19 protein-coding genes and 2 pseudogenes are annotated in these 21,715 nt (G+C 55.5%); 6 read left to right on the top strand and 15 right to left on the bottom strand.

Annotated elements, in window-relative coordinates:
* Positions 1-21: 21 nt before the first annotated feature.
* The 6 genes from KRAC_RS65040 to iscB form a co-directional block, all read right to left on the bottom strand.
* Positions 22-1,532, bottom strand: a protein-coding gene (locus KRAC_RS65040) for a transposase (protein ID WP_085954385.1) whose coding sequence is annotated in 2 segments (ribosomal slippage) — positions 22-650 and positions 650-1,532 — 1,512 coding nt in all. Because the reading frame shifts where the segments join, the coding sequence is not laid out codon by codon here.
* A gap of 328 nt (positions 1,533-1,860) precedes the next feature.
* Positions 1,861-2,256, bottom strand: a complete 396-nt coding sequence (locus tag KRAC_RS01390; protein ID WP_007903911.1) for a DUF6262 family protein — start codon at positions 2,254-2,256, stop codon at positions 1,861-1,863.
* Between the two features lie 554 nt (positions 2,257-2,810).
* Positions 2,811-4,262, bottom strand: coding sequence for an RNA-guided endonuclease TnpB family protein (locus KRAC_RS01395; protein ID WP_040441717.1), 1,452 nt, complete (start codon positions 4,260-4,262; stop codon positions 2,811-2,813).
* Positions 4,231-4,839 (bottom strand): IS607 family transposase, encoded by a 609-nt coding sequence (locus tag KRAC_RS01400; RefSeq protein ID WP_007903921.1) that lies wholly within the window; start codon positions 4,837-4,839, stop codon positions 4,231-4,233. Before KRAC_RS01400 ends, KRAC_RS01395 begins: the two co-directional genes overlap by 32 nt.
* Before the next feature lie 121 nt (positions 4,840-4,960).
* Positions 4,961-7,033: a serine/threonine-protein kinase gene (locus KRAC_RS01405; protein WP_007903924.1), complete on the bottom strand. Its 2,073-nt coding sequence runs from the start codon at positions 7,031-7,033 to the stop codon at positions 4,961-4,963.
* 98 nt (positions 7,034-7,131) lie between these two features.
* The gene (gene iscB / locus KRAC_RS01410) at positions 7,132-8,442 is read right to left on the bottom strand and encodes an RNA-guided endonuclease IscB (protein WP_007903925.1); all 1,311 of its coding nucleotides are present in this window, start codon (positions 8,440-8,442) and stop codon (positions 7,132-7,134) included.
* 887 nt (positions 8,443-9,329) lie between these two features.
* Here iscB and KRAC_RS01415 point away from each other — a divergent pair.
* From KRAC_RS01415 to KRAC_RS01430, 4 genes and pseudogenes are all read left to right on the top strand, one after another.
* Positions 9,330-10,962 (top strand): annotated as a pseudogene (locus KRAC_RS01415) (nuclease/transposase family protein).
* 69 nt (positions 10,963-11,031) lie between these two features.
* Positions 11,032-11,580, top strand: coding sequence for an IS4/Tn5 family transposase DNA-binding protein (locus KRAC_RS01420; protein ID WP_075164138.1), 549 nt, complete (start codon positions 11,032-11,034; stop codon positions 11,578-11,580).
* A 38-nt stretch (positions 11,581-11,618) separates the two neighbouring features.
* Complete coding sequence (locus tag KRAC_RS01425) at positions 11,619-12,062, top strand: hypothetical protein (protein WP_040441721.1); 444 nt, start codon at positions 11,619-11,621, stop codon at positions 12,060-12,062.
* Between the two features lie 46 nt (positions 12,063-12,108).
* Complete coding sequence (locus KRAC_RS01430; protein WP_244422080.1) at positions 12,109-12,435, top strand: IS4 family transposase; 327 nt, start codon at positions 12,109-12,111, stop codon at positions 12,433-12,435.
* Here the strand turns inward: KRAC_RS01430 and KRAC_RS01435 are convergent.
* The 6 genes and pseudogenes from KRAC_RS01435 to KRAC_RS68820 form a co-directional block, all read right to left on the bottom strand.
* Positions 12,430-12,801, bottom strand: coding sequence for a transposase (locus tag KRAC_RS01435; RefSeq protein WP_007903928.1), 372 nt, complete (start codon positions 12,799-12,801; stop codon positions 12,430-12,432). The genes KRAC_RS01430 and KRAC_RS01435 overlap by 6 nt on opposite strands.
* Positions 12,802-12,982: 181 nt before the next feature.
* Positions 12,983-13,972 carry a prolipoprotein diacylglyceryl transferase gene (gene lgt / locus KRAC_RS01440; protein ID WP_007903930.1) on the bottom strand — a complete coding sequence of 330 codons (990 nt, stop codon included), beginning with the start codon at positions 13,970-13,972 and terminating at the stop codon, positions 12,983-12,985.
* A 138-nt stretch (positions 13,973-14,110) separates the two neighbouring features.
* A complete protein-coding gene (locus KRAC_RS01445) occupies positions 14,111-15,250 on the bottom strand; it encodes an RNA-guided endonuclease InsQ/TnpB family protein (protein ID WP_007903932.1) in 1,140 nt (379 codons plus the stop codon).
* Between the two features lie 192 nt (positions 15,251-15,442).
* Positions 15,443-16,198 carry a hypothetical protein gene (locus KRAC_RS01450; RefSeq protein WP_007903938.1) on the bottom strand — a complete coding sequence of 252 codons (756 nt, stop codon included), beginning with the start codon at positions 16,196-16,198 and terminating at the stop codon, positions 15,443-15,445.
* On the bottom strand, positions 16,149-16,529 hold the full coding sequence (locus KRAC_RS01455) for a PadR family transcriptional regulator (protein ID WP_007903942.1): 381 nt from the start codon (positions 16,527-16,529) through the stop codon (positions 16,149-16,151). The genes KRAC_RS01450 and KRAC_RS01455 overlap by 50 nt, the downstream gene beginning before the upstream one ends.
* Before the next feature lie 95 nt (positions 16,530-16,624).
* Positions 16,625-17,322 (bottom strand): annotated as a pseudogene (locus KRAC_RS68820) (transposase); the annotation flags it as partial.
* A gap of 367 nt (positions 17,323-17,689) precedes the next feature.
* Here KRAC_RS68820 and KRAC_RS01470 point away from each other — a divergent pair.
* Positions 17,690-18,379 carry a helix-turn-helix domain-containing protein gene (locus KRAC_RS01470; RefSeq protein ID WP_007903943.1) on the top strand — a complete coding sequence of 230 codons (690 nt, stop codon included), beginning with the start codon at positions 17,690-17,692 and terminating at the stop codon, positions 18,377-18,379.
* A 124-nt stretch (positions 18,380-18,503) separates the two neighbouring features.
* Complete coding sequence (locus KRAC_RS01475) at positions 18,504-18,947, top strand: VOC family protein (protein WP_007903944.1); 444 nt, start codon at positions 18,504-18,506, stop codon at positions 18,945-18,947.
* A gap of 313 nt (positions 18,948-19,260) precedes the next feature.
* Here KRAC_RS01475 and KRAC_RS01480 read toward each other — a convergent pair whose 3' ends face one another.
* The 3 genes from KRAC_RS01480 to KRAC_RS01490 all read right to left on the bottom strand — a co-directional run bounded on the left by KRAC_RS01480 (position 19,261) and on the right by KRAC_RS01490 (position 21,703).
* Positions 19,261-20,076: an IS4 family transposase gene (locus tag KRAC_RS01480; RefSeq protein ID WP_157506255.1), complete on the bottom strand. Its 816-nt coding sequence runs from the start codon at positions 20,074-20,076 to the stop codon at positions 19,261-19,263.
* A 38-nt stretch (positions 20,077-20,114) separates the two neighbouring features.
* Complete coding sequence (locus KRAC_RS60495; protein WP_052567843.1) at positions 20,115-20,663, bottom strand: IS4/Tn5 family transposase DNA-binding protein; 549 nt, start codon at positions 20,661-20,663, stop codon at positions 20,115-20,117.
* 254 nt (positions 20,664-20,917) lie between these two features.
* The gene (locus tag KRAC_RS01490; protein ID WP_007903945.1) at positions 20,918-21,703 is read right to left on the bottom strand and encodes a PP2C family protein-serine/threonine phosphatase; all 786 of its coding nucleotides are present in this window, start codon (positions 21,701-21,703) and stop codon (positions 20,918-20,920) included.
* Positions 21,704-21,715 lie beyond the last annotated feature (12 nt).

Consider the following 21,715-nt stretch of genomic DNA (forward strand, 5'->3'; position numbering starts at 1 on the left):
CCTTCTACAGCAGAAAAAAAACTAGAATCGTAAACTCATCTTAGAAAGTTGTTCCTCCAAACGAGCCAGATAGGCGGTGGGATCTTTGCGAAAACGAAACTGCTTGCGACGAGCCTCTTGCCGAGAGGAGATTCCTGACCGCACGTGCTGCCAGCGGGTCAGATCGTATGGGATCAGTTCCTCGGCGCTGAACGAATGCAAGCGTGTCGCCAGTGCCGCGGTCACCCGCACTGGTCCATGCACCACCAGTCCAGGGATGGCTCCTTTGCGTCCCGTGGCTCGGCGCTCACCAGCTCGGACCTTGCCAAAGGCCTGCTCCAGATCGTTGTTGGTTTTGGGCAGACCCGCCACCTGATAACAGAAGAAGAGATGGGGGGCATAACTTTCGGTCACTTTCAGGAAGTGCACGAGCGCCGGCCTCATAGCCTCCGACTGTCCGACCTGCTCTTGCATCCGCATGAGATGGTTCTCAAAGCGCTTGTGCACGTCTTTTGCCTCGTGCTGTTGCTGGTTACTCAAGACATGGGCCACCTCGAAAAGCAGCGTAAAGAGCGGACGCACGACCTCAAAGGGCTCCTTGGTGGCCCCCAGCCCTTTGTTGAGCACACGCTTCAATCGTTCAAGCGCGCTGGGAAGCCCCTTTTTTCTCCCACTCGCTCAAGTGAATCATGGATCGCTTGAAGTCGTTCCTGCAAACGTAAGCCAGAAGCCGAGAGCGGTGGCAAGCCATCGTCGGTCAGGCTGGCTCGAACCGCCAAAGCGTACTCGTGAATCACTTCCGCCTCAGCATCGGTCCTGCTTTCCACGGCTCGTTCGATGGGCCGCACACCGCGAACCTGCTTTTTCAGTTCCTTTTTGGCGTGCCGATCCGCCTCAAAGATGAGTTTGCCCGCTTCACGCAGGTAATGAAAGTGGCAGAGCTGATGAGGAACCTCAGGGAAGACACTGGCAACTGCCCGGCGAATGGAGAGCTGCCCATCGGAGATGATCCCATGAACCGGGACAGAAAGGATCTCTTTCACCTCGGTGAGCAGGCCGGAGAGATCTTCTTGGGTTGAACTGAGAAGCGCTCTAGCTAGCACGATCTCCCCTGTGAGCACTTCCCGGATCACCCAAAGGACCTCATGGCCCACATCGGGTTGCAACCCATCGATGGCCAGGATCACTCGCCCTTGAGAGGAGAAACGGGTGTGCAGTCGTTGCCGGCAGGAGAGATGCAGCGTCACCAATTCCTCGTAGCGGTGCATCAGATGCTCAACGGTCCGTTCACAGACCCGCAGTCCTCGCTCCTGCAAGATCCGCTGCATTTCGGGAGCTGAGCGCTGTTCTCGATAGCGCAATCTGCCCACCAACGCGATCAGATCCAGACCACATTCTCCATGGGGTAACGCCCATCGGCCTTCTTCCTCTGGTCGGTAGGGCTGTTTATAGGCCTGGCATGCTGGATTGGGACAACGACGAACGACCAAGCGTAACTGGACTAACCCCTTGACGGTAAGGATCTTCCGATGCGCATGATAGGCCACCGGCATCCATGTTCCACACGAGCGACAATGCTCCTCGTGTGGCTCTAAACGGACCTGCTGCTCTGCCTGGGGACGGGCAACTCTTCTTCCTCTCATCTACGTTTTCTCCTGATGCACCTCTTTCTGTACAGTTTACTCCTTCCTCCAAGGCCTGTTTACGATTCTAGAAAAAAAGGATCTTCGCTCATCGAGTGTGTTCCGATCCACTGATCGTACCACTCGGCAATGTCGTCATAGGTCTTCATCGATATCTTCTGCCTTCCTGGCTCTGGTCTGCGTTCGTTCGTCACAGGCTCTAGCATATCATATTTGCTGCTACTTTGGCGGGAGTGCATTAGACCTGTTCGTACAACCTCCCGAGAGCCATTTTCAGCGCCTCTTTTAGTCGCTGGTTTTCTTGCTCTTGCTCTTGCTCTTTGATCCGGCGATCTTTCGCGGCGAGAAGCACCTCGCGACTGCTCTCCGTCCGTTCTGAGGGAGACCGATGAGGAGGAACAAGTTTCCTCTGAGATGCTCGTAGCATCTCAATACGATTGCGAAGCTCAGGATGATGATACAGATATGCCTTGGCGACTTCAGCTGCTGTCGCAACGGCGTTGAAGTTAATTGGTTTCTTCTCTCGAAGGAGTTTGTCAATCGCTTGATCGACCTGTTGCTGTTTGTGCTCAGCTCGTCGCTTTGCATGAGCGACGAGGCCGTTGGTGTTTCTTTGCCAGGTCTTCTTAGTCATCCTTTCTCTCCTGGGAAAGCTTCGTTAGTTTTTGTCCTCTGAGGGCATATACTCCCGTTTGTGTTTCTCCATTGGTTGGTGGACTTGGCCTGTACGCAGCAATTCCGCAATGGGAGTGAGTTTGATCAGCTTGCGTCGATTTGCCTCGACCCAATGGCTCCGCCCTGCAGCTTCCCCCAATTTTTGATCTGAACAGCACCCTGCGCCACCGCCTCTTCCCATTTTCGTTGCATCGTCTCGTCAAGAATACGCGCGTAAACCAGCGTCATTTCCGGAGAGGCATGTGCCATCCATTATTGGACATAGATGAAGGGCAACCCGTTGTTCAATAGCTCAATAGCTTTTGTATGCCTAAAGGCGTGTGTTTTGAGTGCGAAGATTTCTCCTCTCTCATCACGGATCTGATATGCGTGCATGAAATAGTTGATCAAAGCATAACCATCTATTGCAATGATTATCCTTCTCACTTTAACCTACGCCTGTTTACCAAACAGCGGACTAGGCGGGAGGATGCACTACGAGCATCCTATGCACCTCTCTCTACTGAGAGATGTTCACTCGTGAGATGATTCCAGGAACATCTCTGGGGGATCCCAGAAGCTCAACTGGACGGGAGGCCCGGCATCCTGGATCCTCTGCTGATTCTGCTGTTTCCACGCTTCATGCCGCGTCATGAGGAGCGCCTTGACCTCCGAGGTCGAGCGACATGCCGCCAGTTTCCGATCCCCCCAGCGTCCCGCGAGCGTCTGTGCGGCTTTGCGGTCGGCCTGGTCTGCGTAACCACAGACCAGGCACTTGAAGGTTTTCTGGTTCGGCCGATTAGCGCGATCGACATAATGGCAGCGGGGGCATTCCTGAGAGGAATAGGCGGCTCGGACCGTGTGGGCTGCCATGCCCTGTTTGGCGGCGGCCCAGGCCAGTTGCTCTGGGATATGCCCCAGGTGAGAAGCATACAGATAACTGTTCATCACCCTTGCTTTGAAGCGCATCGAGGCCACATTGAGGTCCTCATAAATGAGTCTGGCATCTCGATGATCTTTGACCAACGCATTGACCGCCCGGTTGATCTCTTGCTTGACGTGACGGCTCAAGCGTTGCGACGTTTCAGAACTTGTCGAAGGAAGCTTGCCCTTTGGGACGCCTTTCTTTTCCAGACAGGCTCGCAGTTTCGCCTTGCGGCGACGCTTTTCCCGATCGTGCTTGTGCTGTCGGGCCATCTTGCCATGAAAACTGCCATACGCTTTATTGGTGGAGGTCGTGAGGAAATGGGCAATGCCCACATCGACGCCTACTGTAGGGGCGTCAGGCTTGGTTTGAAGAGGAACGTCCTCGTCAAAGGAGAGCGTCAGCCACCAGACTCCATTGCGCTTGTGAAGTGTTGTGGATGCATTGAGCGTGCGGCCTTCGAGTGCTCGTTTGTGATAGGAGGCGAGTTTGACTGGGACTCGAAGCGGATTCCCGACATCTAAGGTGGACACGCGCAGCCAGTAGTCGAACGTGGAGTCCTCCGACTTCTCGAGCACCACCACGTTGACATTGGCTTGGATGACTGGCACACGCAGCACAGGGAGATCCCATTCGGTCCAGGTCGGTTCGCGGCGTTTGAAGGCGGACATCCGGCCTTCCGCCTGAGCCTTGGCCTGAGCGTAATCAGCCACATCTTCCAGGTATGCCTGATAGGCGTTCGCTCGATTCGTGCGAACGCTTTTGGCAATGCCTGCGGCTTGCTGTATTGCCACTCGATGCAAGCGGTCGGAAAGATCGGTTTTGAAGACGGTTTCTTGGTACTTGTCCGGGCTTGTCTCGGCCTCGCAAAACAGGGTGGTGTACTGTTGGCACAGCGGCAAGTAAACCGCCACAAGCTGATCGAGCGCCTCAAGTTTGCCAGGATTGGCCTCAATGAGACGGATATGGGTCACCGCTCGAGTGATGGTCTGCTTCGTCTTCTTTTTGCGCTTGCGCTTTTTTTTCTCATCAAGCGAGGCTTTTTGGGGCTTCTTGCTCACAGGCGGGTCCATTCTGCTGCAAAGCCGCTAGCACTTGTTCCGTCTTGCGTTTGGCTTGTCTGCGACCATAAAGACGAGCGCAAAACGAGGGAATGATGCTGATAAAATCGCCCATGAGATCATCGTCGGCGGTATCAGCGGTGTTGACGATGACCAGTTTCCGTCCTTGCATAGCCAACAAGGTCTGAATATAGGCCACGCCAAAGCGAGAAGCGCGATCTTTGTGTTCAACCACGATCTGCCCGATTTTGGGATCTGCCAGCAGCGCCAGAAACTTGGGCCGCTGATCGTTGATGCCACTGCCGCACTCTTTGACGACTTTGCTGACCGACCAGCCTTGGGCATTGCACCAGGTCACCAGCCGCTCGGTTTGCCTTTCCAGGTTGTCTTTGTTTTCGCTGCTTGAAACACGAGCATACACAGCGACGGCGTGGACCGGAACCGAGCGAAGCTCTGGCGGATCAATGATCACGGTGCCGGTGGGCAATTGATAGCCGGGAATCTGGCCGCGTTTCCACATACGCCAGGCGCTGTTATAACTGATCCCAATCTTCTTGGCATAACTCGATAACTTCATACATCCAAGTATACTCTATCTGCTTGAGATATGCAAGAGATGATGATACTTTGTGATGGTTGCTTATACAAAATGGATACTTCAGGGCTTTACGTAGGGCACGGTCACTTATTTTATTGAGTTATAGGTGGCACGTCTCGGATGGTGCGGCGCTTTTGGTGACGACATTGGGACTGGTCGTGGTGATGATGCCGGTATGCTCAACGTCGAGCTTTATGAGGTTGAGCAGGTTGAGCGAAATGGTGAGCTGACGACTAAAGCTAAAGCTTTTGCGGGTCTCACCCGCGGCAAAGGTGAGTGTCGTTGTGTTATAGCTTACTCCGTTATCGGATGAGTATTGGACGGCAACCACGCCGCCAGGGCTGTTGTCGCTGACTGTGATCGTCGCGATATAGGTTGTGGTGGCGATACCCCCACAGGAGGCCGAGATGGTAGGGGAATCGAAAGTGATATCGACTCCTTGCACCTGGAAGGGATTGATTGCCTTCGATGCCCCGCTCCCAGGTGGGATAGGCGTTGGTCTGGTCGATGTGCCAGTGGGTCCGGCTGTAGGGGCTGGGGGAGGCGCTCCTGAGACCCCGGGGGATGTTGGACTCGCCTGAGTACTTCCGGGCGTCTTGCCAATGGCCGGGCTGCCTGTTGCGCCAGGCGTTTGAGTTGCTGGAAGGGTGGCAGGAGTTTGGGTTGTTGGAGGAGTGCCAGGAGTCTGAGCTGCTGGAGAGGTGGAAGGAGTTTGAGCTGTTGAAGATTTGACAAGTGTTTGAGTTGCTAAAGGGGGAATGGGCGTTTGAGCCTGCAGAGAGATGCCGGGCATAAATGTTGAGGCATAGCTATTGAGGACTGTGTTCATTGCAAGTGTTCCTAGAAGTCCGAGAATGATAAGAAGCATAGCTGCGCTCAGGAGCAATCTCCCGTGCCTCTTCTTGCGCTCTCTGTCATTGCTACTGGCTGTGCTCCACATGGATAGAGTGGGCTCTTGCTCGCCTCCTTTTTTATTGATAGGGGTGAATGTAGGGATCTGCTTCGATTGTTTCAGCTCGCTAGATGCCTGTTTGAGTTGATACTCGCCTATCTGTGGTAAGGGTACTGGCGGTTCTTCCGCAGAATCAGCAGGCTCGCTCGTACGGAGTGAGGGATCTGGCCAATCTACTCCTGTGATGGGGGACGATGGCGTCCCATAGCCGCTCGAAGGAGTGCGGGGACTGTTTGCACTATGGGATGAGACGCTCCGTGAGACAGGGCGAGACTCAGCTAGGGAGAGTTGGCTGGGCAATTCGGCACTGCACTCTGATATCGAGTGCTCGAGCACTGGTTCGGCGGAGGCTGATGCGCCGTGGAGGGCCTGGTGAAAGGCCTGCGCGAAGGCGACTATGGTGGGATAACGCTCCTCGGGCTTCTTCGCCAGACCTCGCTGGATGACCGCGCTCAACTCAGGGGAGATCTGCGGATCAAGCTGACTGGCATCGGGTGGCACGGTCTGGATATGCTGGTAGAGGATGGTAACGGCATCACCTTGAAAGGGATAGTGCCCGGTGAGCAATTTGTAGCTCATGATTGCCAGGGAATACTGGTCGCTGGCGGGCACAGCCTCTCCACGCCACTGTTCGGGGGCCATGTAGTTTGGCGTGCCGCGGGCGTGTTTGCTTGAATTGGAGGAGCCCAGGCGCAGGCGAGCCAGCCCAAAGTCCGAGAGCAGGAGGTGGGGCACGTCGGGCTGGATATAACTATTACTGACCAGAAAGTTCGATGACTTTACGTCCTGGTGAACGACCTGATGGTCGTGAGCGTATTGAAGCGCATTCGCCGCCTGGCGCACGAACGGCTCTACCATCAGAGGAGGTAGCTTTGCACGGTGCAGCTTGCGCAGCCATATGTCAAGCGAGCCCGCGGCATGATACGGCATCACGAGATACGTGAGTTGGGCAGCATTCAACATGGTCACCCCATAGTCGAAGAGGGGCAAAATATGGGGATGATCCAGCATCGAGATCATGCGCGCCTCGCGCTGAAAGATGCGCAATGCCTTACTGCTTGCCTCGCCGCTCTCATCCTCCGCCTCATTGGTGCGAACGATCTTTACCGCGACCTGGCGCGCGAGGCGCATGTCGTCAGCGAGATAGATCTCGCCCATGCCTCCGTTTCCCACCAGTCGAAGCAAGCGGTAATTATGTATCTGCAATCCATCGAGTGGCATTTTTTACCCTGAAGCCCTTAAAATAAAAACTTGTGCATGTTACGACGACAAATTGCCCTGTATTTATCACAATGAAGCGTGCAGGAAGCCCCGTGCCTTTAGGCCGGGGAGGAATGCACGCCTCCTTTCTGGTAGCTGTATCCATCGCATCGATGCAGCGGCGTAAAAAAGCGCATGTTGAGCCCTGTTATGCGTCCGCTCCGCGTGGTCAGATCAAAGGAGCCGCTGGTACGTACCAATACCCGTCCAGTATAGGTTCCTTGTTTCTTCCCCCTCGTGACCCGCGCTCGACAGATATCTCCCGTCTGGAAGCCTTGCACCTTTTTGGCTCGCTTTGGCGCGGAACAGGGAAAGCCAAGGCCATTGACATTGCGCACCCGCCGACACCCGTGCCCCTGCGCACGGATCTCAAGAGGAACCACGCCGCTCGTCTGAAGCTGCTCAGGCGTGGAGCGGCCCACGCACACCGCATCCAGCCAGTGCGTCTTTGGGAGGCCTCGGATGCTGCGATTGTACTTGGTGAGCCCTCCTGATCCCACTTCGACGGGTAGCCCCATCGCCATCAGGCGTTCAAAGAGCGCCCAGCGCGTCGCATTCACCGCGGCAGCATCCTTCAAGGGCGCTTTCGCCTGAGCCTGGATCTGCTGCAACCGCTTCGGGTGCTTCTTGAGGAAGTCTTCGAGGTCCTGGCTCCCTTTGGCCTGATTGCAGGACTCGCAGGCCAGCGTCAAATTGCTCAGACGATTGGTTCCCCCTTTGACACGGGGCACGATATGCTCGATTTGCAGCGGGAGATGGCTCTTGCCACAATAGGCACAACGTCGCTCCCATTTCTCCAGCAGGTACTCCCGTGCCTCGTATCCGGCGAGCTCGCCTTGCTGATACTCCTCTCCCTGGATAGATGGGTTTTCGAGCAGCTGCATGTCAAAGCGCACCAACTCCTGGCTGATGCAGGCCACCGGAGCGTACCGACACAGCCGCCGGACCCAGGTCAGGATGTTGCTTAGGCGGCTCTCCAAGGAGGGAGGCAGCCACCCCTTGGGGCGCCTGCGATTGTGGAAGCGGGCTCGGCGGTACCTCGTCTTGCGGGCGCGCCTCCCTCTGCGGGCCCCTCGACGGGTCTCAAGGGCCTCCTTGACCTGTTCTCCGCGATGGGTGAGCTCTGCGGCAAACACAACCTCGCCCGAGGCATCATTGACCAGGGCGATGCCGGTGGTACGGCTCCCTGGATCGAGCTTGAGGCGGAAGGGCTGTGTCTGGGGCTGTGTGACCTCTTTCTTGAGTATGATGGTAAAAGGGAACCGGCGCCACACGGCGGCTTTCCCCTGTTTCAATAAGCGTCTGGCTTGACCCGGATGCACGGGATCTAGCGGCTTGTGAGTGGTATCAACCACCAACACCTTGGACATCTCTCAATCCTTTCGGATCTCTGCTTGCGCAGGTGATGTTGGCCTCGACAAGGTTCAGCGACGGTTTAGCGCGATGAGCACTGGCTTTACCCCTCAGCCTGTTTAACCCATCGCCGTAGAGCAGCGGGCTGGCCTCGCACCCACTGGTACCTAATTTCGTCGCGAACAGAGCTCGGAGCAAGCTCCAAACTGAGTCTGCTCATGAGGGCCTGCTCAGCGGCGAACCGCTCAGCAAGCCCCGGTTTGAAAAACCGGGGTTCATGACTACAGGTGGAAATAGGTGTTGATCAATGTACGGCTTTAGTTCTATGCTTATCCTGGTGTTGTTATCTGCACAATAAACTTTAACAAATATGATGCATTTTGGCAATTAATAAAGCATAAAAAGATAGAATGGTAAGTAAAATGAAAGAATTTGCAAACACATTCATAGCGATTGGCTTCTGAAGATCCTCTAAAAAGATGTGGGTAAGAATCAGGCATTCACTCATGGGGCTTCTGGCCAACAGACGCATAACCAGAGGAGCAGATTTCCTTAGAATACAAGGACTTAATGATTTGGGGGAGATCTGCCCTATGGTAAGATAGTTCAAATGGGAGAGGCCAGCACTCAATCAGAGCGATGGCTCTTCTTGGCTGCCTGTCAAGTTGACTGAAACAGCACTTAGAGGGAAGTGACATGTTCATCAGGGAAATGAATCCCCATGAATTACAGAGAACGCGGCGAGAAAGCCCCGGGCATTCATGCCGGGGATGAATCGCCGCCTCTGCTGGATGAGAGGAAAGAGAGCAGGGTCAGATACATAGAACCTGTGTTCTTCCCGTTCCTCTGGTACAATAGACGTCAGTGAATCGAGATCACGTGTATGTTCGAAGAAGGGGCCAGAATGTCGAAGAAGTGTCAGGGGCAACACAAACAGAAGGAACAGCAGGAGAAGCGACCTGCGACCCCCACCTTCCTGCTCGAATTGCCCCTGGTCATCGATGCAGGGCAAGCCGCCCGTCTGCGTGCTCACCTGGAAGCCGCTCGCCAACTCTATAATGCCATCCTCTCCCAAGGCCAACAGCGCCAGCGCCGCATGCGCGCTGACCCCGCCTGGCAAGAGACCCGCGCCATTCCTCGCACCCACAAGGCCGAACGAGCCGCTGCATTCACCACCTTGCGCAAAACGTATGGCTTCACAGAGGCGGCGTTGCATGAAGCCGTCAAAGGCTTGCGCGTGGGCTGGATTGCCGAGCATATCGAGGCGGTCCTCGCCCAAACCCTGGCGACCCGTGCCTATCGCGCCCTCAACCGCGTCTGCCTGGGCCAAGCCAGGCGGGTGCGTTTCAAAAGCCGAGGACGCGGCTTCTCCAGCATTGAGAATAAACGCAACGATACCAGCCTGCGCTTTGTCCTGCAACCACCCGAGGAGGGAAACGCAGGGTATCTGCTCTGGAACGGAGATCAGTTACCCGCTCTCATCGATTGGAAGGATGAAGTCGTGACCCATGGGCTCAGGCACCGCATCAAGTTTGCTCGCCTCATCCAGCGTCCTGCCAGTAGTCCCAGAGCGGCGGGCGCTGATGAAGAGGGCTACCGCTACGCCGTGCAGTTGGCCCTGGAAGGCAAGCCCCACTGGAAGAAAAAGCACACGGTTGGCATGGGTATCGTTGGCGGAGACCTTGGTCTCTCCACCCTGGCCCTCTTTCCTCAGGAAGGAGAGGCGAGCCTGGAGGTGTTCTGCGCCGAACTGGCTCCCCAGGCCCGTGCCATTCGTCGCTTGCAGCGGCAAATGGAGCGGCAGAGGCGAGCAGCCAATCCTGAAAACTACGACGAAAAGGGGCGCATCAAAAAGCAGGGCAACATGAAGTTGCGGTGGAAACAGAGCAAGCGCTACCAGGCCACCCGACGACGCAAGGCGACCAAAGAGCGCAAGCTGGCAGCGCACCGCAAGAGCCTGCATGGGCGCAAGGTGCATCAGGTGGTGAAGCTGGGCACCACCATCATCATCGAAAAGATTTCCTACAAGGCATGGCAGAAGCAGTTTGGCAAGAGTGTGGGACTGCGAGCACCAGGGATGTTTGTCGAACTCTTGAGACGCACCGTTGCAAGCACGGGCGGCACCCTGGTCGAGGTTCCCACACGCACGACGGCGCTGAGCCAATGGTGCCACGGCTGTGGCAGACGGGTCAAGAAGCCGCTTTCTCAGCGCTGGCATCACTTGCGGCGTAGGACCGGTGCAACGCGACCTGTATTCGGCCTTCCTGGCCGCCTATCTCGATCCAGCAGAACCTATTCCCTCGTGTGCCCGATACCAGGGGTATTGGGAGGGTGCGGAAGCGCGCCTGCGGGCAGCACACGAGCGTCTAGCACAACGCGCGAGAGAGGGGCAGTCCTTGCCCCGAAGCTTTGGCATCCCCAGAGCCGGAGCGCGTCTGCCCAAAAGTCCAGGGGAACCACCACAAGAGCCAGCTTTCCTGCATCAGTGGGAAGGACTGGAAGCGTGGAACGAATCCCTGGAACCCCCAGCGCTTTAGTGCTGACACTTCCACACAAGTGTTGGCGTGCTGAAAAGAAAAGCAAGAACAAGCGAAGGAGGAAGGCTCATGGAACAAGAACCTTTACAGCATGCCGACACATGGACCGCCCAGACCTTCGGAGCAGCAGAATTGGGCGATCCGCGTCGTACTGATCGTTTGATCAAGATCGCAAACGCCTTGGCGGAGAACCCATCGGCCTCATTGCCTCACGCCTTCGAGACCTGGGGGGAAACGCAGGGGGGATATCGTTTCTTGAGCAACCCTGCATTCAGATATGAAGATCTCTTGCTTCCCCACTGGAGTCAAACCTACAACGCGGCGACCCAATGCTCTCGTACGCTCCTGTTGGCTGACATAACCGAGTTTGACTTCACGACCCATAACGCACTCAAAGGACGGGGGCCAGTGGGCAACAGCCGAGAAGATATCGGTTTCAGTTTGCACACTGTGCTCGCGATGGACCCGCAAACACAGGAGATCTTGGGATGCATGATGCTCTCACCTTTCCTTCGCAAGCTCGCTCCTGTCGGGGAAACGCGCGTCACAGCGCAAGAAGCGAGAGAGAGAATCGCAGGTTTGGGAGCACAGCATCCAACAGATCGGACGGGTCCCTGAAAACCACCAATGGATCTATGTGGGAGAGAGTGGCAGCGATGTGTACACCTTTTGGCAGACGTGTGAAGATCTCGGATATGACGCGTGTGTTGCGAGTGGCCCAGGATCGTGATGTGGAGAAACCCGAAGGGGAGACAGAAGCAGTGCTCGATCCCGCGCATCTCAAAACTCTGGCGCGTTACCTGTCAGCCGCCGATGCCCATGCAGTGAGCATTCCCGCCCAGCGTCAGCAGCCCAAACGTGAAGCGATGTTCCAGATCACCTTTCAACACGTACGGGTCCAGCCGCCTCTTCACGGAGCCTCCTTACGCAAAACGGAGATCTGCGCCTGGGTTGTCCGGGTGTGGGAACCACAGCCGCCTGAAGGACAGGAGCCGTTAGAATGGATCGCGGTTTTCCACGCTGCCGATAACGTGCGCGAGCGACGCCTGGGAGGTGGTGCAATGGTATGGCTGGCGCTGGCTGCTGGAGGATTTCCATAAAGCGCTCAAAACCGGCTGCCGGATGGAACACCACAACGTGCAAAGCATGGATGCCCAGTGGAGATTGCTCGCTATCCTGACTCCGATTGCTTTGCGTTTGCTCGTGATCCGGCGAGCAGCACAGCAAGCCATCGAGATCCCTGCGACCGCTGTGGTGTCCCAAGAAGCGATTCAAATTGTCGTCTTGCTGGATCATCGCCATAGGACTATTGAGACCGCCAAGCAACTGTGGCGCGCCATTGCCCGCTTGGGGGGCTACCTCGACCGCAAGAGTGATGGTCCCCCCGGATGGCAGACCTTATGGAAAGGATGGATGCGGATCATGGACGTCCTGGAAGGCGTTCATCTCGCCACGCTTCTCCATCCTTCATGATTTGTGTGTAAGTGTAAACGCTTTAGTGCGGGGAGCTTCAGTGAACGATGGCTGATCAGTATCCAGACAACCCAACACCAATTGCCTGCGCCGACCCATGAGCGTTGTTTCGACCACCTCATCATCGGACGCGCCCGTGTATGCTTGCAGAATGACAGCCAGAGCCAACTGCGCAGGAGCGATGGGTGGGTGTCCTCGCTTGCTTGGCTGGTAGAGATTCGCCAGTTCCTGTTGGAACGATTCATCGAACAATTCGTGTCGATGATGGCGCAGGAACACAAAGAGTTTCGCATGTCGTATGCGCGTCACAAGTTGCTCTTCTTGTGCCGAAAGGTTCGCTGGTGGTTGCCAAAATGGTGGCTGCATGGGCGTTCTCCAGGCGTGAGTTGGGCGTACGCGCGTGTCTGTCTCCGCGTATGGTTACCCAGCCGTGCTAAACAGACCGAAGAGGAGAGAAATCCCCACGAAGATGAGGATCGTGCTGGCAAGGTGCGAAAGGCCTGGTGAGAGAAACAACAGGAGACCGGCTCCAAAAGTCACAAGCACACTACTCCAGGTGAGAAACATGGACGGTTTCCTCCTCGATATTTGCTCGCACCGCTTTGTGCTTCGATAGGGGCATGCCGTAGGTTGCGGGAATCTCCCCTTCCGGAATAGGCTGAGCAAAACGCCAGTGTCTCACCCACAACGTCAGTGGGATCAAAAGCAGTAAGACAATGAGCGAGGTCCATTGGGCTTGCTTGAGCCCCCAATCCAGCGTGAAGAGCGGCACGACGGTATTCGCACGGGTAAAGAAGGCCAGAAACTGGGTAAGGGCATAGCCACCCAGATAGATGAGCAAGCGCATACCGGGGCGGCGATACCATCGGGCCAGCAGCAGGAGTATTCCAATCAGCAGAAGGTTGAACAGGATCTCGTAGGCGGCTGCCGGTTGTACCGGGACATGGCAGGTGCCTGCTTCCGGATTCTGACAAGCCCAACTGGCCGGATTGTCATACACCGTGGACCAGGGAAGCATGCTGGAATACCCAATGATATCGCCGTTAATGAGATTACCGATTCGCGCGAATGGCTGGGCGCAAGCGGCAAAGAGCGCGCCTGCATCAAGCACCACCAGGGGATTAAGCCGCTCTTTCATGGCTCGCCAGAACAGCACCGGCACGATCAGAAAAACCGCACCGTAAAACGCCATGCCGCCTTCCCAGGTTGCCAGGATATGCTGGGGTTTCAGAAGGTAATCCGGCACCAGGTCGGGCTGCTGGATGACAAAATAGAGGCGCCCGCCAACAAGACCAGCCACGACGCACCACCAGAGCATCCGGTAGATCTGTTCTTCTTTGAGGCCCTGGCGTGCGGTATACTTGCGAATCAACCAGAGGCCCATCACAATGGCTACGACATACATCAGGCCGTACCAATGCAGGGCCAGCGGACCCATGGAGAACAGGACCGGGTTGATGTTCAGATGGATGTATGGGCCGATTTGAATCCATCCCCAATTGATGAGAAAAGCAAGAGGAATTGAGATACGTTCCATAGTTCACACTGCTCCAATTTTCATATGCAAATGTATGCAAACACACATCCACACAGAATTTTGTTGTTGCTGTTTCAATCTTCGCAGCCTCCAGGCACTATGCGCCTTTTGGTCTTACACCAAGTCCACAGCCGAGTTTTACGTCGCGTCCGAGCCAGTGCCGCCGACGACTTGATCACTGAGCCCGATCAAGCGAAGGGCTTCGTACAGGATGTTCAACGAGGCATTCCCATCCCTATCCTGGGGGAAGAGATGGTATGCGCATTGGTGATTCTGGCACAGGAAGACCCGATCAGAGAGCTGCATGTCTTCCCACCTCCAACCGCAAGCATGACAGGTCTTACTGGAAGGGAAAAAGCGTCCCACCTTCACCACCTGCCCGCCACGCTGTTCAACCTTCCTGGTGAGCAGGTTCACCAGTTTGCCAAGTGCGGCATCGGAGAACGAGCGAGCCAGCTTGCGATTTTTGAGCAACCCCTTGAGATGGAGATCCTCGACACCGACGATCCCGTAACAAGTGGCAAGCTTGGTGGTCAGTTTGTGCAGCGCATCATCTCGCAGGCAGGTAATGCGATAGTGGAGCCGTGCCACCTGGCGACGGGCTCTCTCCCGGTTCTTTGAGCCAGGTTTCCGCCGATGCAGCCGCTTGTTGGCCTGACGCAGCTTTTTGAGGGCCGTGGTGAGATATTTTTGGTTCTCAAATTCCTCACCGGTACTCAAGGTTGCCAGTCGATTCAAGCCCATATCGATCCCAACGGCTGCAGAGCGTTTGGTGGGCTGTTCATCTGGGACTTCCATCGTGATAGCGATGAACCACCAGTCCGAAGTACGTGTCACCCGCGCCCCGGTGATCTTTCCCTTGAATCGGAGATTCTCGGCCATGTTGACCCAACCGAGTTTGGGTATCCACACGCGGTGGGCGCCCACTTCCATCTGATCGTTCGCCAGATAAAAGCTTGGTTTACTGCGCTTTTTGCTCTTGAACCTGGGTCTTCGTGCCTTTCCCTCGAAGAAGGCCTTGAAGGCTTTGCCCAGGTCCAGGAACGGCTGATCCGAGGCATTCTTGGTAATTTCCCACGTCCAAGGGAACTGCTCGCGCCGAATCTCGTTACATTGTTTCTTGAGCTGTAACGCTGTGGGCTTCTCCCCGGTTTCATATTGCCGGGTCCATTCCGCGAGCGCCCAATTCCACACAAATCGCGCAACACCTGCTGCTTTGGCAAAGTACACTTTTTGCTCATCAGTGGGATGAAGACGGATTTTGTGGGCTCGAATCATTCTTTAGATCACCTTTTAAACTCTAAGGACTTTTATGCATGTCTATTCTAGAACATTTCTTCTCTGATGTCAATGGGAAAGGAATGTATGCCATTTGCTGTTCTTTGCATACATTCTCCCACCTTTTGGCGAGCTGTTGATTCCTCTTTCGCCAGGGGAACACCCGCTCTTCAGCTTCCCCCTCAAGTTCAGTCAAAGCACCCTGCCTGCAAGCCCACAGACGTTGAAGAAGACCACGCTGCTCACACCCAGAAACAGGTCGAACAGGACGACGCTGCTTGCCAGTGTCAGCATAGAGCGCCACAACTTCCCCCGACGACCAGAGGACATTCGCTCGTGGGAGACTCGCCGCCAGCACTCCAGGGAAGCCAGCCCCACTGCCAGGGTGATTAACAAGAACGTCAGCGGCCAGTTCCAAGAGAGCAGTGTCGTGCTCCAGTTCACCCGTACCCCCACCAAACGGGCGACCAGCGCACCCAGGACGAAAACGGCAGCCAACAGCATACGCCGTTCCGCCCGGGTTCTCATGCGCACCACGAGGAATCCTGCCAGCGGAAGCAAGAGTGCCGCCACTCCACAGCCTCCAAGCACAAAGGCGCTGAAGAGGGTCAAGGTGAAGGAAGATGTGTGGGCAAACAGGGGTTCCACGAGGGCTGTGGTACTGATGACACTCAAGGCGTAGACCAGTCCAGGCAGGAGCAGAATTCCTCCCCGCAAGGCATGGGGGTGCATTTCTCTGGCCCAGGCTTCGGCAAAGGCGGCAGGATTGGGACCAACAACTGTTTCCAGAGATTTTCCATCCATCGCTGCCTGGAGAAGGTGGTGCTCTAATTCCAGTTGCATCTCGTTCCTGTGCGCCTTCGCAATCCCCCGCAGTTCCCAGTACCTCCCACATGCCTCACTGAGGTCGGAGATCTGGCTGCGGGTGGGCTGATCGAGGATCAACATCAGCATGTGCTCCTTTCAAAATCTGTGAAACGGCCTGGGCAAAGCTGTCCCACTCAGCCTGCCACTCGGCCAATTGTTCGGCTCCTTTGGGGAGAAGACGATAGTACTTGCGCGGAGGGCCATCCGTTGAGGGGACAAGATATCCTTCCAGGTAGCCGCGCTGTTGCAGACGGCTGAGAAGAGGATAGATACTGCCTTCGCTCACCAGCGAGAGTCCTTGCTGGGCCAAGCGTTGGACCATCTCGTAGCCATAACAGGGCCGCTGAGCAATGGTGGCCAGCAGACACATATCCAACGTGCCCTTGAGCAATTGGGTCAAGCGTGCCTCCACGAAGGTCTTCCTTTCACTATCTTGCAGTGCAGTATACTGAAGAAAAGTATATCACATCGTATCTTGTGATGCAAGAGAGCGAAAGGAACAACTACCGTCTCGATGAGCTTCTGATACAGCTGCTTTTGCTCGGCCTCTTTGGCCTCACCCTTGCGCCTCAGCTGCCGATGCAGCCGTTGGGCTGTCTGTTTGGCTGAGCGCAGCCGTGAGCGGCAGGTCGCCTGGAGAGAGCTTACCTGATGCGTGACCATCCCTTTGGCCTTCTTCACGATGCAAGAGAGGACCCGTACACTGTCCACCAGCAGTCCACTGTCCGTCGGGTGATGAATCTCGGTTTGCACGCAGGTCGCGTCCAATCGTAGTTTGCGCCCCTTGGTTACCTTGGCTTGCACTGCCAGCTCCACCACGCGATCGTTCAAGGCATGCAGCGTCTGGGGGGCGCAAGGTTCGCAACCAGCGCAGCAAGGTTGTTTCATCGGGCACTGCCTCACGCATACACCCGGCAAAACCAGCGCAGCACCAGACTGTCCTTGACTCGCTCTTCGGTTTCCCGATAGCTCCACTGATACAGATGTTTGCACACCAGCATGCGCAAGATCACTTCCACCGGCGTCGAGGGGCGACCATGAACGAGTGTGAAGCGGTGTCGCTTCCCCAAATCCGCACGCACCTGTTGGTAGAGCTGATCATCCTCCAACAGCCGATCCAGTTCCTTGAGCACCGGATCCGTCTGGGCAGCCAGTTCAGGCACACGGGCAAAGACATTTTCTGGTGGATATGCATCGACGAGCATCTTTCTCTCCTCCTTTCCTTCAGGATAGCACCGCCTCGAAGTGGACTGGTCACCTCCCTCTGCTTTCAGAGAACCTCGTCTGACCAGCGACTCAAGCACCCAGGCAAGTGTTGCTCAAGACCCTTTGGCTTCGGAAGCGGGATGAAGGGGCCCATTTTGCAGGGGATACTAGTACTAGCTAGAGTCACTACCGCTTTTTCCGGAATGTCAATGGCTTTTGGGAAATGTATAGTAACGGCACCAAACGCCTCGTACCTTTTTGAAAGGGCTTAATGCTGGCGAATGCGTAGCCGCTTTCACTCAAAATGAGGAAGAGTTATGCCATTCTGAGAGGCCCTGTACGTTCAGAGATCTGAGGAGCAAAAGTATGAGCTTTATTTATGAGGAAAGATTGTCGGACTCACCTTATGTAGAAACCATTACGCATGGGCGAACGGAGGGTGAGGGTTCTTCTCTCCGTCCGGCAGAGACTCATTGGCACATGGTCTTCGTCAGATATCATGGCAAGGCCCAACTCATAGTCGCCGGACCATTGACGACATCTGGCATAGTGTCTTACACAGAAGGGGCTGAGATTATTTGGATCAAGTTTCAACTTGGCACATTTATGCCCCATCTTCCCACAAGGCAACTCCTGGATGGGCAGACGAGCCTTCCTGAAGCCTCCGGTCGATATTTCTGGCTGCATGGTTCTACGTGGCAATTTCCAGACTATGAAAATGTCGATACGTTTATAGACAGGCTTGTGCGTAATGATGTGCTCGTTCGTGATTCAGTCGTGAATGCGGTGTTACAAAACCATCCGCAAGAGATGGCATCCCGCACGGTACGACATCGTTTTTTACAAGCGACCGGATTGACTCAAAGTTATATTCGTCAAGTCGAACGCGCGAAACGGGCGGAGGAGCTTTTGTGGCAAGGCAAATCGATCCTTGATACCGTTCACGAGGCTGGCTATTTCGATCAGCCCCATCTGACCAGGTCAATGAAGCAATTGATTGGACAAACGCCAGCACAAATTGTCCGTGAGTATAGAGCTGAAAAACTTGCCATTTGATACAAGACACGATCCTCTGATTAGGGTATTCTACTGAAGGACGGCAGAGATGACTATCATCTTTGCTCAACTCCAGGCGATTTTCGAGAAAGCAAAAAACGGACAATGATTCAGAGGAGATGCTATGCAAAAAATCATCCCATTCTTATGGTTCGACCATCAAGCGGAAGAGGCTGCACATTTTTATACGTCTCTTTTTCAAGATGCAAAAATTGTGAGTACCGTGCTCGGGCCAGAGGGAACAGTTATGTCAGTGACATTCCAGCTTGAAGGGCAAGATTTCATGGCGTTAAACGGTGGACCGCAATTCACCTTCACGGAGGCCATATCGTTTTTCGTGAAGTGCGAGACGCAGGAAAAGGTAGATGAGTTGTGGGAGAAGCTTTCCAAAGGAGGAGAAGAAGGCCAATGTGGCTGGTTGAAAGATCAATATGGTTTGTCCTGGCAGATTATTCCTAATGCGTTGAACGAAGCGCTTCAAGACAAGGACCCTGAGAAGGCTGGCAGAGCCATGCAAGCAATGCTTAAAATGAGGAAGATCATCATAAAAGATCTCCTAGAAGCATAAAGACACGAAAGAAGCATAAAGTGTGGCTATGGCTGTGGTAAAAGAGAGTTTGGAAGGGGTCAGTTTGGCAACATTTGGAACGTTGTCAAACTGGCCGCTGTACTAATTCCCTGGGCTATCTGTTCGAAAAATAGCCTCGCATTCTCAATGAAGACAGGCTTCGCAAAAGTTAGGACGCCGCGATGTCACGCTCGGGGAAGACCGATGCGGGGTTCGCGTTCCTCCAGTCGCTCAAATGCTCGCTGTTCTGAATTCTCTGGTTCTTTCCTTGGTCAGATACCCCATGGCTAAAGCTTTACACGTACACACAAAATCATAAAGGATGGAGAAGCGTGGCGAGATGAACGCCTTCCAGGACGTCCATGACCCGCATCCATCCTTTCCATAAAGTCTGCCATCCGGGGGGACCATCACTCTTGCGGTCGAGGTAGCCCCCCAAGCGGGCAATGGCGCGCCACAGTTGCTTGGCGGTCTCAATAGTCCTATGGCGGGGATCCAGCAAGACGACGATTTGAACCGCTTCTTGGGAAACCACAGCGGTCGCAGGGATCTCGATGGCTTGCTGCGCTGCTCGCCGGATCACGAGCAAACGCAAAGCTATCGGGGTCAGGATAGCGAGCAATCTCCACTGGGCATCCATGCTTTGCACGTTGTGGTGTTCCATCCGGCAGCCGGTTTTGAGCGCTTTATGGAAATCCTCCAGCAGCCAGCGCCAGCCATACCATTGCACCACCTCCCAGGCATCGCTCGCACACGTTATCGGCAGCGTGGTCAACAAAATCCATTCTAACGGCTCCTGTCCTTCAGGCGGCTGTGGTTCCCACACCCGCACCACCCAGGCGCAGATCTCCGTTTTGCGTAAGGAGGCTCCGTGAAGAGGCGGCTGGACCCGTACGTGTTGAAAGGTGATCTGCAACATCGCCTCACGTTTGGGCTGCTGACGCTGGGCGGGAATGCTCACTGCATGGGCATCGACGGCTGGCAGGTGACGCACCAGGGTTTTGAGATGCTCCGGATCGAGCACGGCTTCTGTCTCCCCTTCGGGTTTCTCCACATCACGATCCTGGGCCACTCGCAACACGCGCATCATATCCGAGATCTTCACACGTCTGCCAAAAGGTGTACACATCGCTGCCGCTATCTCCCACGTAGATCCATTGGTGGTTCTCAGGGACCCGTCCGATCTGTTGGATGCTGTGCTCCCAAACCTGCGATTCTCTCTCTCGCTTCTTGCGCTGTGACGCGCGTTTCCCCCACAGGAGCGAGCTTGCGAAGGAAAGGTAAGAGGGTCATGCATCCCAAAATCTCCTGCGTCTGCGAGTGCATCGCGAGCACCGTGTGCAGACTGAAACCAATATTCTCTTTGCTGTTGCCCACCGGCCCCCGCCCTTTGAGAGCGTGATGCGTCGTGAAGTCAAACTCGGTCGTGTCTGCCAGCAGGAGCGTGCGTGAGCATTGGCTCGCCTCGTGATAGACCTGACTCCAATGGGGCATCAGGATCTCCTGATAGTTGAAAGCTGGATCATTCAGGAAACGATACGCCCCCTGCGTTTCTCCCCAGGTCTCTAAAGCGTGAGGCAACGAGGCCGATGGGTTCTCCGCCAGGGCGTTTGCGATCTTGATCAAACGATCAGTACGACGTGGATCTCCCAATTCTGCTGCTCCAAAGTTCTGGGCGGCCCACGTGTCGGCATGCTGCAAGGGTTCTTGTTCCATGAGCCTTCCTCCTTCGCTTGTTCTTGCTTTTCTTTTCAGCACGCCAACACTTGTGTGGAAGTGACAGGGCTAAAGCCAGGGGTCCCCGCATGGCGTGGTTCTTATGATGGATTTCTATCACGTTTCCAATGTGGCTCGCCAAATCAGGCGTTTTTCATCGCATCTGGAGGAAGCTTTTGCCTGGTTACTCTAACTTTTGTGAAGCCCTGAACTCTTTCTTGTCTAGTGTAGCACTGTAGATCGCCACGTCATGGTCAAGAACTACCCCCTCTCGCGATGCAATCAACCACAAGCGTGGTAGTGTTGTCCTTCCCTCCCGCCGTATTTGTCGTATGCACCAATGCCTGGCAAGCGGCCTCGGCTTGCGGGGAGGTTCGCAAGATCTGAGCGATGTGCTGATCGGGCACCAGAGAGGTGAGCCCATCGGTACACAGGAGGAGCCGATCTCCGGCGAGGAGCGGCAGCGTCTGGACAACAGGCGTGACCTCGCCTTCCATGCCCACATAGCGAGTGAGTTGCCCGCGTGCTGGATGTGTGCGCGCCTCTTCCGGGGTAATCTCTCCGCGTTGCCGCAAGAGCGTTACCACAGAGTGATCCTCGGTCAACAGCAGGAGACGATCGGCGCGGAAGAGATAGAGACGGCTATCGCCCAGGTGAGCCAGGGACACCTGCGTATCATAGAGCCAGGCCACGACGACGGTCGCGCCCAGACCATGCAGCCCAACGCGCCCGATGCTCTCCGCTCGCAGGTGCTGGCTCATTTCTACGATGCTCTCACGCAGGACGCGTTCCCGCGCCTCACTCCCAGCGGCGTGAGCTCGTTCCAGACCGCGCTCCAGCAGGGCAGGCAGGACGGTGACTACGGCCTGCGCGGCGACTTCACCGGCCTGGCGTCCCCCCATCCCATCTGAGACGATGAAGAGCTTGCGCTCCGGGGCGAGCAGGTACCGATCTTGCTGCTTCTGGCGGTGGCGTCCTATATCGCTCGCGCACGCTGCTCGGACTGACCAGGAAACAGGCTTGTGTGCAGGTTGCTCCATGTTTCACCTTCC

The organism is Ktedonobacter racemifer DSM 44963, from assembly GCF_000178855.1.
In the GTDB taxonomy this organism is placed as follows: domain Bacteria; phylum Chloroflexota; class Ktedonobacteria; order Ktedonobacterales; family Ktedonobacteraceae; genus Ktedonobacter; species Ktedonobacter racemifer.

Bases quoted from the DNA above. Each gene is read 5' to 3' on its own strand.
- KRAC_RS01390 (WP_007903911.1), bottom strand. From the start codon at position 2,256: ATGACTAAGAAGACCTGGCAAAGAAACACCAACGGCCTCGTCGCTCAT.
- KRAC_RS01400 (WP_007903921.1), bottom strand. From the start codon at position 4,839: ATGAAGTTATCGAGTTATGCCAAGAAGATTGGGATCAGTTATAACAGC.
- KRAC_RS01405 (WP_007903924.1), bottom strand. From the start codon at position 7,033: ATGCCACTCGATGGATTGCAGATACATAATTACCGCTTGCTTCGACTG.
- iscB (WP_007903925.1), bottom strand. From the start codon at position 8,442: ATGTCCAAGGTGTTGGTGGTTGATACCACTCACAAGCCGCTAGATCCC.
- KRAC_RS01420 (WP_075164138.1), top strand. From the start codon at position 11,032: ATGGAACAAGAACCTTTACAGCATGCCGACACATGGACCGCCCAGACC.
- KRAC_RS01425 (WP_040441721.1), top strand. From the start codon at position 11,619: ATGTGTACACCTTTTGGCAGACGTGTGAAGATCTCGGATATGACGCGT.
- KRAC_RS01430 (WP_244422080.1), top strand. From the start codon at position 12,109: ATGGATGCCCAGTGGAGATTGCTCGCTATCCTGACTCCGATTGCTTTG.
- KRAC_RS01435 (WP_007903928.1), bottom strand. From the start codon at position 12,801: ATGCAGCCACCATTTTGGCAACCACCAGCGAACCTTTCGGCACAAGAA.
- lgt (WP_007903930.1), bottom strand. From the start codon at position 13,972: ATGGAACGTATCTCAATTCCTCTTGCTTTTCTCATCAATTGGGGATGG.
- KRAC_RS01445 (WP_007903932.1), bottom strand. From the start codon at position 15,250: ATGATTCGAGCCCACAAAATCCGTCTTCATCCCACTGATGAGCAAAAA.
- KRAC_RS01450 (WP_007903938.1), bottom strand. From the start codon at position 16,198: ATGTTGATCCTCGATCAGCCCACCCGCAGCCAGATCTCCGACCTCAGT.
- KRAC_RS01470 (WP_007903943.1), top strand. From the start codon at position 17,690: ATGAGCTTTATTTATGAGGAAAGATTGTCGGACTCACCTTATGTAGAA.
- KRAC_RS01475 (WP_007903944.1), top strand. From the start codon at position 18,504: ATGCAAAAAATCATCCCATTCTTATGGTTCGACCATCAAGCGGAAGAG.
- KRAC_RS01480 (WP_157506255.1), bottom strand. From the start codon at position 20,076: ATGTGTACACCTTTTGGCAGACGTGTGAAGATCTCGGATATGATGCGC.
- KRAC_RS60495 (WP_052567843.1), bottom strand. From the start codon at position 20,663: ATGGAACAAGAACCCTTGCAGCATGCCGACACGTGGGCCGCCCAGAAC.
- KRAC_RS01490 (WP_007903945.1), bottom strand. From the start codon at position 21,703: ATGGAGCAACCTGCACACAAGCCTGTTTCCTGGTCAGTCCGAGCAGCG.